The sequence below is a fragment of the Stutzerimonas stutzeri genome (genome assembly GCF_024448935.1).
Classification (GTDB): domain Bacteria; phylum Pseudomonadota; class Gammaproteobacteria; order Pseudomonadales; family Pseudomonadaceae; genus Stutzerimonas; species Stutzerimonas stutzeri_AO.
In genome coordinates this window covers 1-9129 of the sequence record NZ_JAMOIE010000134.1, presented here as the reverse complement: position 1 = coordinate 9129, position 9129 = coordinate 1, and the positions used below count along the sequence as shown (strand labels likewise).

The 9129-nt window shown below is 56.4% G+C and carries 11 protein-coding genes and 1 pseudogene; all 12 read right to left on the bottom strand.

Features of this window, described 5'->3' with window-relative positions; genetic code table 11:
* A pseudogene (locus tag NA637_RS23125) lies at positions 1 to 146 on the bottom strand (NYN domain-containing protein); the annotation flags it as partial.
* Between the two features lie 170 nt (positions 147 to 316).
* Entirely contained in the window at positions 317 to 895 is a 579-nt protein-coding gene (locus tag NA637_RS23120) for a DsbA family protein (protein ID WP_256074862.1), read from the bottom strand.
* A 47-nt stretch (positions 896 to 942) separates the two neighbouring features.
* On the bottom strand, positions 943 to 1239 hold the full coding sequence (locus tag NA637_RS23115; protein WP_169897776.1) for a hypothetical protein: 297 nt from the start codon (positions 1237 to 1239) through the stop codon (positions 943 to 945).
* Positions 1236 to 4199, bottom strand: a complete 2964-nt coding sequence (locus NA637_RS23110) for a conjugative transfer ATPase (protein ID WP_169897792.1) — start codon at positions 4197 to 4199, stop codon at positions 1236 to 1238. Before NA637_RS23110 ends, NA637_RS23115 begins: the two co-directional genes overlap by 4 nt.
* A complete protein-coding gene (locus NA637_RS23105) occupies positions 4199 to 4651 on the bottom strand; it encodes a TIGR03751 family conjugal transfer lipoprotein (protein ID WP_169897775.1) in 453 nt (150 codons plus the stop codon). The genes NA637_RS23110 and NA637_RS23105 overlap by 1 nt, the downstream gene beginning before the upstream one ends.
* Positions 4629 to 6119: a TIGR03752 family integrating conjugative element protein gene (locus NA637_RS23100; protein WP_169897774.1), complete on the bottom strand. Its 1491-nt coding sequence runs from the start codon at positions 6117 to 6119 to the stop codon at positions 4629 to 4631. Before NA637_RS23100 ends, NA637_RS23105 begins: the two co-directional genes overlap by 23 nt.
* Entirely contained in the window at positions 6109 to 7008 is a 900-nt protein-coding gene (locus tag NA637_RS23095) for a TIGR03749 family integrating conjugative element protein (RefSeq protein WP_169897773.1), read from the bottom strand. Before NA637_RS23095 ends, NA637_RS23100 begins: the two co-directional genes overlap by 11 nt.
* On the bottom strand, positions 7008 to 7661 hold the full coding sequence (locus NA637_RS23090; protein ID WP_169897772.1) for a PFL_4703 family integrating conjugative element protein: 654 nt from the start codon (positions 7659 to 7661) through the stop codon (positions 7008 to 7010). The genes NA637_RS23095 and NA637_RS23090 overlap by 1 nt, the downstream gene beginning before the upstream one ends.
* On the bottom strand, positions 7658 to 8035 hold the full coding sequence (locus NA637_RS23085) for a TIGR03750 family conjugal transfer protein (RefSeq protein WP_169897771.1): 378 nt from the start codon (positions 8033 to 8035) through the stop codon (positions 7658 to 7660). Before NA637_RS23085 ends, NA637_RS23090 begins: the two co-directional genes overlap by 4 nt.
* Positions 8036 to 8047: 12 nt before the next feature.
* Complete coding sequence (locus tag NA637_RS23080; RefSeq protein WP_169897770.1) at positions 8048 to 8386, bottom strand: TIGR03745 family integrating conjugative element membrane protein; 339 nt, start codon at positions 8384 to 8386, stop codon at positions 8048 to 8050.
* 18 nt (positions 8387 to 8404) lie between these two features.
* Positions 8405 to 8644 (bottom strand): TIGR03758 family integrating conjugative element protein, encoded by a 240-nt coding sequence (locus tag NA637_RS23075; RefSeq protein WP_169897769.1) that lies wholly within the window; start codon positions 8642 to 8644, stop codon positions 8405 to 8407.
* The gene (locus NA637_RS23070; RefSeq protein WP_186353020.1) at positions 8641 to 8949 is read right to left on the bottom strand and encodes an RAQPRD family integrative conjugative element protein; all 309 of its coding nucleotides are present in this window, start codon (positions 8947 to 8949) and stop codon (positions 8641 to 8643) included. The genes NA637_RS23075 and NA637_RS23070 overlap by 4 nt, the downstream gene beginning before the upstream one ends.
* Between the last annotated feature and the right edge of the window lie 180 nt (positions 8950 to 9129).

The window sequence follows — 9129 nt, the reverse complement described above, 5'->3', positions numbered from 1 at the left end:
GTTGCTCCCCAAACCCCAGTATTTTCAGGATGCTCGACGCGCAAAATGTGCGCAAGCAATGACGGAAGATCGAGCCATTTGTACTGTGTGCCTGCGAGTAGGCCATAAAAAAGGTTGTAACCGTCAACAAAGCACGCTGTACGCAAGATTTTCAGTCCTTAGAAACGAAAAAACCGGCACTAGGCCGGTTTCTTCACCCCAACAGCCAGCGAACTGAATCGCTGCGTACGGGGCTGAGTAGTCGGTAAATAATGCCACAGTTTACATGTATGTCAACTATGATCCTGACCCTTCCGCTCCTTATCGGGGGAAACAGCTATTTCTGAGCCAGCCAGTCAATGGCAGACAGCAACAGTACGCCGTCTGCAGGGCCTTCAAGTTTTATGGACCTGCCTGTTGTATTGTCTCTAATCAGCAGGGTGGGAGTTGCGGTGATTCCAGTTTTGACGGCTTCTTCTGTTTGTTGGCTAATATGCAGGGCGACCTGTTTGTCGCTTGCTGTACAAGCCACCAGCTCTTGGTGATTAACGCCATTGACGTCCAGTTGACCAGTGAAACCCTGACCGTTGCTGCGGGTTTGCTCAAAGACCTGGTCGATGGCTTGCCAGAAGGCCGGTGCGCCACCGAGCTTTCCTGCGCATTCGGCGAGCTTGGCTTCGTGTACAGCGGTCGCACCGTGAAAATCCAGCGGTAGGTGGTGCCACTGCAGGTTTACATCCTTCTGCTGCTGCACCCAGGCCTTCAATACCGGGGTATACGTCTTGCAATAGGGACATTCAAGGTCAGCAAATTCAGTCACAGTCCAGCGAGCATCAGGCGGGCCGTACAGCCAAGGGCTTGTGTGTTGTGGAGTTTGTACCTCGCCTCGAGTGAGAGCAAAGCAGGCCACCGACATGCCTGCCAAAAGACACCCCAACATCACCCATCGCTTGCGAAGGCGCGTCACGCCCGAGCCTCAGCTGACTTCGATGAGAGAAGCGCTTGTTTACGCAGGGCCTCAAGAAGCGCCGTTTCAGCGCTCTCGGGTTGTGGGTGCTGCCGAAGCCAGTTGGCTAGCACCGCTTGAAGTTGGGACTCGATGTCACGGCGATCCACCGCACGCACCAAGACCTGTTGCAGTTGCTCGATCAATACGGGGGCACACACCTCCAGGGTGTGTAGGGCATCCTCACCCGGCTGTTCAAGCAACTGGGTCAGGCTTTCAATCAGGTTCTGGGTCAGGGAATTCAATGCTCTCATGCTTGGCGCTCCAAGGCCGTAACTTGCTCGGGAAAAGTGATGATGTGTGGTTCGATACCGCGATAGCGGTCTAGCGTTGCAGCGACTTCAATAGCGGCATCGAGCTCGTTGCAGCCTTTGGCTTGCATGATGTCGAAGCGTTGTTTTTTCTCCTCTGGCTCTGTCATGGCCAGGGCCAGGTACAAACTGGGCGGTACTGCCCGGAACAACATCTCCATGCTTTTGGACAGCACTACGCCTTCGGTGAATTTGCCGCTTTCTTTGCGCGCAGACAGCATCATCGACTTCTGCGCCGGGGTCAGTTCACGAAAGCGTGCGATCTTTTCTACCTCGTCCGGCGGCATGTTCAAGCACATCCACCATTCGATCATGTTGAGGAGGGCCGAGGCCTCTGGCGGCACATCGTCAACGTTCTGCGTGGCCATCCAGAACCAGGCTCCCAGCTTTCGCCACATTTTGGTGATCTTGACGGAGTAGGGGGACAGCAACGGCACTTTCAGTTGGATGTGCCCTTCGTCAGTGAAGAACACCAGGGGGCGCCCCTTGAACTGGTCTCGCTCGGCAATGTTGTTGACGGTGTTGAGCAGCGAGATATATGAAATAGCCATCTGGGCGCTGTAGCCTTCTCGCGCATAGGTGGCCAGGTCCACAATGGTAATGTCCGCTTCGGGCCACGGCGTACCAGGGCGGTTGAACATGTCACCCTCGGTGCCCATACAGAACATGGACAAGGCTTCCGCCATCTCCAGGAAGCGGGCGCTTCGAGCGGCCGGGATACCGGGTTCTAGCCCCATCTCCCGCAGCGCTTCACGGATGTCTTCGGGCAGAACGATACGTTGCTGTGCCAGACATTTTTTCGCAGCATTGAGAATGCATTGCCGGATGGCACTACGGTCGGCTCGTGTAAGACGGGCATCTTCTTTATCTTCACCACCGGTGATCATCAGCCTCGCCGTAATTTCCATTTCCCCCAGGATGTCGCGCTGTTCATCTTCGGTCTGGCTGGTCAGGTGTTCGTCCGAGGCCTCAAGATCGTCAGCTTTTAAAACCTTGACGTTCTGGTTGGGTTCAATGAGTTTCACAGCATCAGCGAAGGGCGCCAGGCTGACGCCCGAGCCGGGGGCGAGTCGAACCCGGTTAACAGTCAAGCCTAACTTCTTGGCAAAATCACCGAGCAAGCCGAAGCTGTTGCCTGCCTCGACGATAAAAAGGCGTGGGCGGTAGACCGCAACCAGCTGGCAGAGAATACTGGTCGCGCTGGCCGACTTACCTGAACCGGTCGGGCCGAAAATGAACAGATGCGCGTTCATTTGACGGTCCAGCTTGTTCAGTGGATCAAAGGTTATTGGCGCTCCCCCACGGTTAAACAGGGTGATACCTGGGTGTCCGGTTCCGGTCGACCGTCCCCAGACGGGGGCCAGGTTCGCAATGTGTTGAGCGAACATCAGTTGCGCGTACCACTCCAGGGCCTTGCGCTCGTTGGGATCAAAGTTGCCGGGCAACCATCTGAGGTACGAGTTTAAGGGGGCAACCTCATCGCGAGGTTCCACCGGTTCCATGCCGGCGCCTAGAAGTGCACTGCTCAGTTGTAGGCTGCGCTCCTGTAACTGCGCGTCGTCTTTCCCTCGCAAGTAAAACGCTACGCTACCTCGGTACAACTTGTGCTTACGGCCGAGCAACTGTCGAGCCGTGGCGACGTCTTCACGGGTCAGAATCGATGCTTGTGTGTCGCCTACCGCTTTACGCGATAACTGTTCCAGATGCCCTTCAAGAATGTCCTGCGGCGTAATCACCAGTGTGATGCAGAGAATGGTGTCCTCTGGCATTTTGTCGAACAACGCATTGAGTGCATCACCACCCTTGCGAGTTTCGCCGGTTAGATGTCCCGTCTTAGGGGCTTCCCGTAGACGGTCTAACATGACCACTCGGTGGGGGAGACCGTCGAAGTACCACAGACCTTTCTCGGTGTCCGACAGCGGTTCACGGTAAAATAGATTTTGCGAGAAGTCAGAGCCGCTGGCGAGCGGCAGCTCATCTTCTTCAGAGGACGGCACCTGTTTGCAGACCAGCTCATAGAAGCGGCGAATGTCCGCATCTGCAGGTCCTAAGTGGTCTGGACGTGGGTTGAACCAATGAATCAACCAGTTGCGAATAGCGTGGCCATCCATGCGGTGGGTTTTAATGCCGGCGTTCGCCAGCCCACCTACCAAGCGGTCGCAGATGATTTTCAGATAAGGGCCAGGCGCTTGGCCGCGCACGTCCGCTTGTGCGCCCTGGGTGCGTCGGTACACAACAATGCGAACGCGCCGTTGCTGGCCCCTCCAAGGCAACTGGCTGACCTTGGTGTCTTCAAACAGCCCGCCTGGCTTAGAAATAGCTTCCAGGTGCTGCTTCATTAACTGCAAATAAAGTTCGGTGAAGGCGCTGCCCTGTGCACGGGGCTGTATGTAATCGTGCAATTGCTGCAGGTAATTATCCCAATTGGTTTCATCCTGAGCGTACAACTGCACGACCCACGGGGAGGTTTCCAGTTCGTCAAACGAGTCCTGTACTGCGTTTTCAAGGGCATCCCGGGCTTTGCGCAACCACTCAGGATCTCGACCTTCCGTACCAATCGGCGTCAACTCGAAGAACGCAGCGCGAGACACGCCGTCTTCCAGCAGCATGGCTTTCTCCTCGGGGAGGTAGTCCACCCAAGGCAGAAGGTCCACGAAGGAAGGGTTGACGTGGTACATGCGGGCAGCGTCGGCAGTCGTTGCCGGCTTTTGTTTTGGGTTACGCCAATCGCTCGGAGAAGGAATACCCATGGCGGCTAAGCGTTCGTAATAACGTTCAGTCGCGGCCTCGAACGTCTCGGTTGCCGACGTCTGCACGTCATCAGATTCCGTCGCACCTGATAAGACACCGGGCTCCACACGCTCTGATGCACGTCGTGCTTTGAATCGTTCAAAAAAGCCCATCAATATGCCTCCGTGCGTTCACCAGGCATGGCGTACTGCACGCGTTGATAAAGGGGAAAGACGGTGGTGTATCCCGGAATCGGTGCAGGGTCTGAGCCCGCTAAGTGAGGAAAGACATACATCACCAGGTCCGGATTGGGCAGACGCTTAAACTGGCTGTAAATCTCGTTTTGATCCGTGCGCGTGAACCGGGCGTTGTCGTCCAGGGCTCCCGCCTGATGGGGTTGCAGAGGCCGACGAAGGTCTTGGCGGGCATCGAGCAATTGGCGGCTGCTCGTGCTATTGCTTGAGCCACTGGCACCTTGATCCCAAACGTCCATCATCGTGCTACCGCCATGAGGGAGCAGCTCGTCCTTGCTGGTGGAGCAACCTGAGGCGAGCATGATGAAAGACGCGATGGCCAGGTATGCAGTTAATTTCAAGCCGTGGTCAGTCAAGTTCAGTCGAGGCATGCCGAGCTCCTGAGCGGTAATTGACCTTGCGGCCATTGAGTTCGTAATCGATGGTCAGCTGTTGGTCCAGGTGCACGGCCACCTTGGCACCGGGTTGTACGTACACCGCAGCGAAGGCCTGCCCGTAAAGTTTGTTTACCCAACTGGAAACGTCATTGACGCCCTGGCCGATGATTTTCCCCATGGCATCACTGCCTGAGCCGCCGACAGAACCGATTGTTCCGGACTGCGGGTTTAGGAAGGATCCGCTGTTTTTATCTGACTTGATTAGAGAGGCAGCACCGGCGCCGGCAGCGGTAATCAGCACCTGAGAGCCGATGTACTGCGAGGCGTTGCTTTTACGATCACCACTGATGCAGGGAATACCATAGGCATCGCTGATCCAGCCCAGGCCACCCTGAATGGTGGTTTGGTTTCCGTTGTTCTGGTTATTAGCATTCTGGTTGCCGTTTGTTTCTTCTTGCGGCTGCGGCAGGGTACGCACAGTGCCGTCGTTGAAGACAAAGGTCAGGCTTTTGATCTGCCCGCGTACGCAAGAGAGGGTCCAGTCGCCAGAAGCCGTTCCGCTGGCCACGGCGCCGGCGACGTCAGGCAAGTCGATACCGTTAGCCGTGAGATTGTCCGGGCCGATCAGCACCTTGAACGGGTAAGGGTCGTTGACAGTACCGTCAATGGGCACCCGGCCGATCAGTGCGGACATGGCTACTGACCCCATTAAGGTCGAGTTCTGCGGGAGCGTGTAAACCTTGCGCACCTGTTTACGAGCCTCCTGCGGCGCAAAATCATTCGCCACGTTTTGGGCTCCGGTGCGTAGTGCATTTTGACCCCGGTCTACGGACTCGCCAAAGGAGGTCGGAAAGTTGAAGCCACTGGCTGTTTGATTTGATCCCGCAGCGATGGGTTTTCCGTTGATATCGACCGGAGTCGCGTCCTGCGGCTCAATCCAAACAACGTCCAGTCCAGGCGCCCCTTGAAATCCTTGACCATCACCTGGCTGAACGCCAAAGCCGATCGGCAAGTCCGCTCCAGATGAACTGACGCCTCCGCTTTTGTTGCTCAGGGTGTTGTATTGCTGCTGCAGCGTGTCCAGGATGGTTTGGCTTTGCTGTTGTGACTCCTGTTTCAAGGTTTGCTGCACGTTCTGCAGCTTGCTGTCGACGTTGTCGTTGATCGACTGTAAGCGTCTTTGCAGCTCAATGTTCTGTTGTTTCAACTCATCGTTGTTTTTCAGCGCATTGGAGACTTGGTCCTTGAGCTGTCGGCTTTCTACGACAATGGTGCGCAACGTGTCGCCGGGCGTATCACCGTCAACGCCCAGCTTTTTGGCCTCACCCGAACTTAGCACGACCGTTTCTGGCGCCTGAGCCTGTTGTTCGGCACTGCCGCGACTGAACAATTTAACCACCACGAATATCGCCAGGATCGCGAACGGGATGACCAGGAATTTAATCAGCGGATTATTCTTCACGACGGCCTCCCTTCGGATCGATCTGGCTGACGGCTACCGGCAACAATGATTCCGCTAGGCCATGACCACGGGTCACCAGGTAGACCGTTGTGGTGTCGCTGGCATCGCCCTTGGCTCCCAGGTAGGGATGCTGGAACGTCGCGGTGACAAAATCACCCATCAGGTCCCGAGGATCCAAGGTCAGATGTTGGGAGCTGGTGTTACGTAGCTTCACCGCCGTGACCCAATACTCATCTAACCGCCACGAGCCTAATGCAGAGCTTCCGACCGGCAATGTTGGCAGTAGGGTAGTGAGGTCCAGACCTCGCTTGAGATTGACTTGCGCAATCCCATCCACGGGTTCAACGGTGCGCAGCGGCGCATACAGCATCTGAGCGGCATAGCGCGTCATGACCACCGGCAGTGGGGTTTCACGCCGGGGCTTCGGCGGATCTTCATCTGCGCTTTGCACGCTGGTTTGCACCGTGGGAGCCGCAGCACGGCTGCCCGTGGGTTTGGAGCTGACCTGCCCGTAACGGGTCGCCGGGTTTTCCCCGGCAACAATTTTCACGGGCTCGGGCGCGGCCTGATTAGGCTTCCCCACGGTTGCGATGATATCCACCAGCATAATCTCGCCGGAGTTCATATTTTGCAGTTGCAAGCGGGTCGGTTCGATTGGCTCCTTAGCCAACAGGTAGAGTGCGCCGCCGGTGCTCTGTACACGCAGCTTATCGACCAGATTACGAGGCAGACCCACTCGAACGTTTTGATCGACAAAGACTATGCGCTCCTGACCGATGATCAAAGGCAGTGCCAGCGGAATGCGGTCCCAGCGTAGGATTTCAACGGCGTTGGACAGCCCGCAGAAGTGGAGGGTCAGTAGGCCGATAATCAGCCGGCGGCGTATCATCACTTGCCTCCTGACCTAGTCGATTCAGCAGAGACTTCGATGCGCTGTGGGTTGCTGCTGTAGCAGTCCCAGGCCAGGCCGAAAGGGTTCTTTTCTGGATCGACGTCGGATCGAATAATCCGCAGCGGATAACGAGCAAATGCGCGCTTCACGCGCTCTCCGCCGTAATGCTCATCGGCAGTAATATCCAGGTTGACGGTCCAGTCGTTGATGCTGTGCTGCTCAATATGTTGTTCTGACTTATCGTCAATGCCTCTGCCTGGAATCTCAAAGACCCCTCGTTCGCGTTTGCGTAACTCCCCACTGTTGCGCCGCAGTTCGAAGTCTTTCTGCAAGTAGGCCTTGCAGCTGGGTGTCAGGTAGCCACTCAAGCGGATGATGTTGTCTTCGTAGTCAGTTTCACCGTCAACGGGCCAGCGGTTCATCTGCTGAAAAATATAGAGTCCAAAGGCATAGACCGACTCTGGTGGAATATCCCACCACTGGCGCGTACTACCCGAACGAAGGTCTGGCGGTACATGGATGGTCAAGTCACGCGGTGCGCTCTGCCAGCCATAGGCCATGTACAGACCTAGTGCAATCAGCAGACCAATGACCAGGCGAAGGCTGTTGATGTGGGCCAGTTGTGCATCCACTTTCTTACGGTAGGTCATGTACCCTCCCGATGGCAGGTCCACGCACCCGTGCGTGTGATCAGTTGGGCTTTGTTCCAGGTCGGGAAAAAACGTGCGACGTTCAGTTGCATCTGGCGATATAGCCAGGTGTCAGGTCGGCCGCGTTTCCAGCGCCGTAAGAAACGGCTGGCAAGCGTCAGACCGAGAACCGCAAAGAGCATGGCAGTGGCGATGATCAACGCCCAAATCTGGGTCAGGATCGCTGCCAAAACGCCAACAACCAGCCCTGTGCCGGCACTGATCGCCAAGGTGGCCCACATCTCATCGGCGGTGAGGCCGCCCATGATCACTGGCTGATTGTTCAGTCGCACTGGTAGGAAAACCAGGGTCCCGTCGTCTGAGAGTTCTGTCATGGCCTAGGCTCTTTAGAGAATGTTCGTAGCCTTGGTAACCAGGAAAATGGCGATACCTAGGATGCCGACACCGACGGCGGCCGTTGCGCCTAGCTCACTCCATTTCTTTTTGCCGTGCTGAATCTCGTGGTAAGTGCCAAAGGCGTGCCAGGCTACCCCGCAGAAAATGACGGCGCAGATGATGAGGCCGAGTAGAGAAAAGCCGTCAAAGGCGTAGTTCTGCATGGTTTGTATCAGGTTGGAGCCTTCGCCGCGTGTGGGAGGCTGAGACTGAGGCAGTGCTGCCATCGCCAACTGGGGAAGAGCAAGGATGCCGATCAGCACGCGGCGTGTTTGTGAGAGCAAAGGCATGGTGAATCTCCGATAGAGTCAACTGAGAACAAACGTGGTGAGGATCATGCAAAGCAACAGGATGCGAACGACCGACGTCGAAGCCACCGTGCGGTCAAGGTTTCCGGTGGCCCATCCTCGATAGCAGCTCCAGAGCGCCCAGGCCCCCCACAAAAAGATGATGGCCACGGCAATGCCGACGAAAAATAAGTAGCTAGACGAGGCTGGGAATCCACCAGCGGCTTGAAAAGCTGAGGCCTGAGCGCCGCTCATGCTCATGGCTTGCGTCCTTCTGTCGTGTATTGGCCCGAAAGCTCAACAGGGTCTCGAGGCTGGGCGCGACTTGGGGTCAGGTAGCCCTCCAGGCCGTGGCGAATGCGAGCGATATCGGCGGCTAAGCGCTGGTAATCGAAGAAGTAACGCTTGCCGGGTTCGTCGGCCACTTGAGCGCTACGACGTGCGGTGTCCTCCAAAGCATTCAACTGGCGAATCATCACGTCCAGGTTGGTCTGTTCGGAGGCTGAAGCAGCGGCCGCATGTGAGATAGGCAGGCCGCATCCAGAAAGTGCAATGAGGCCTGGCAAGGCAAAGCGGCATGTGAGTGCAGTGAGGCGCGGGTACTGGATCACGGCTGGGCTCTGTTAAATTCCTAATGCCATCAGCTTGCCGTTTTCATCCATGCGTACGCCGCAAGAAAACCATATTCAGGGCTGTTAGGATTTCTTCAGGCGATACCGAACCTATCAATCACTGGAGATAGGGCG

Excerpts from the sequence above, each read along its gene's own strand:
- NA637_RS23120 (WP_256074862.1), bottom strand. The coding sequence starts at position 895 with ATGTCGGTGGCCTGCTTTGCTCTCACTCGAGGCGAGGTACAAACTCCA.
- NA637_RS23115 (WP_169897776.1), bottom strand. The coding sequence starts at position 1,239 with ATGAGAGCATTGAATTCCCTGACCCAGAACCTGATTGAAAGCCTGACC.
- NA637_RS23110 (WP_169897792.1), bottom strand. The coding sequence starts at position 4,199 with ATGGGCTTTTTTGAACGATTCAAAGCACGACGTGCATCAGAGCGTGTG.
- NA637_RS23105 (WP_169897775.1), bottom strand. The coding sequence starts at position 4,651 with ATGCCTCGACTGAACTTGACTGACCACGGCTTGAAATTAACTGCATAC.
- NA637_RS23095 (WP_169897773.1), bottom strand. The coding sequence starts at position 7,008 with ATGATACGCCGCCGGCTGATTATCGGCCTACTGACCCTCCACTTCTGC.
- NA637_RS23090 (WP_169897772.1), bottom strand. The coding sequence starts at position 7,661 with ATGACCTACCGTAAGAAAGTGGATGCACAACTGGCCCACATCAACAGC.
- NA637_RS23085 (WP_169897771.1), bottom strand. The coding sequence starts at position 8,035 with ATGACAGAACTCTCAGACGACGGGACCCTGGTTTTCCTACCAGTGCGA.
- NA637_RS23080 (WP_169897770.1), bottom strand. The coding sequence starts at position 8,386 with ATGCCTTTGCTCTCACAAACACGCCGCGTGCTGATCGGCATCCTTGCT.
- NA637_RS23075 (WP_169897769.1), bottom strand. The coding sequence starts at position 8,644 with ATGAGCATGAGCGGCGCTCAGGCCTCAGCTTTTCAAGCCGCTGGTGGA.